The organism is Dorea sp. AM10-31 (genome assembly GCF_003435815.1).
Lineage (GTDB): Bacteria > Bacillota > Clostridia > Lachnospirales > Lachnospiraceae > Dorea_D > Dorea_D hominis.
The window spans coordinates 1-1,318 of sequence record NZ_QTUV01000017.1 but is presented as its reverse complement, the minus strand read 5'-3'; the positions used below and the strand labels follow the sequence as shown (position 1 = coordinate 1,318).

At 24.6% G+C, this 1,318-nt stretch carries 2 protein-coding genes; both read left to right on the top strand.

Annotated elements, in window-relative coordinates; genetic code table 11:
• Window positions 1-36 precede the first annotated feature (36 nt).
• On the top strand, window positions 37-429 hold the full coding sequence (locus DW125_RS13930) for a GNAT family N-acetyltransferase (protein ID WP_025189010.1): 393 nt from the start codon (window positions 37-39) through the stop codon (window positions 427-429).
• Window positions 430-1,318: aminoglycoside N-acetyltransferase AAC(6')-Ie (gene aac(6')-Ie / locus DW125_RS13925; RefSeq protein WP_117538531.1), on the top strand; the 889-nt coding region annotated here is incomplete at its 3' end.

The window sequence follows — 1,318 nt, the reverse complement described above, 5'->3', positions numbered from 1 at the left end:
AAGAATATCAAGATATAGTTGAAGAATATTATCCTATTGAAACTATTGTTTATTGATGATAATATGGTTTTTGATATTGATAATTTAAAAGGATTTCTTAATGATACCAGTTCATTTGGGTTTATAGCTAAAGAAAATAATAAAATTATAGGATTTGCATATTGCTATACACTTTTAAGACCTGATGGAAAAACAATGTTTTATTTACACTCAATAGGAATGTTACCTAACTATCAAGACAAAGGTTATGGTTCAAAATTATTATCTTTTATTAAGGAATATTCTAAAGAGATTGGTTGTTCTGAAATGTTTTTAATAACTGATAAAGGTAATCCTAGAGCTTGCCATGTATATGAAAAATTAGGTGGTAAAAATGATTATAAAGATGAAATAGTATATGTATATGATTATGAAAAAGGTGATAAATAAATGAATATAGTTGAAAATGAAATATGTATAAGAACTTTAATAGATGATGATTTTCCTTTGATGTTAAAATGGTTAACTGATGAAAGAGTATTAGAATTTTATGGTGGTAGAGATAAAAAATATACATTAGAATCATTAAAAAAACATTATACAGAGCCTTGGGAAGATGAAGTTTTTAGAGTAATTATTGAATATAACAATGTTCCTATTGGATATGGACAAATATATAAAATGTATGATGAGTTATATACTGATTATCATTATCCAAAAACTGATGAGATAGTCTATGGTATGGATCAATTTATAGGAGAGCCAAATTATTGGAGTAAAGGAATTGGTACAAGATATATTAAATTGATTTTTGAATTTTTGAAAAAAGAAAGAAATGCTAATGCAGTTATTTTAGACCCTCATAAAAATAATCCAAGAGCAATAAGGGCATACCAAAAATCTGGTTTTAGAATTATTGAAGATTTGCCAGAACATGAATTACACGAGGGCAAAAAAGAAGATTGTTATTTAATGGAATATAGATATGATGATAATGCCACAAATGTTAAGGCAATGAAATATTTAATTGAGCATTACTTTGATAATTTCAAAGTAGATAGTATTGAAATAATCGGTAGTGGTTATGATAGTGTGGCATATTTAGTTAATAATGAATACATTTTTAAAACAAAATTTAGTACTAATAAGAAAAAAGGTTATGCAAAAGAAAAAGCAATATATAATTTTTTAAATACAAATTTAGAAACTAATGTAAAAATTCCTAATATTGAATATTCGTATATTAGTGATGAATTATCTATACTAGGTTATAAAGAAATTAAAGGAACTTTTTTAACACCAGAAATTTATTCTACTATGTCAGAAGAAGAACAAAATT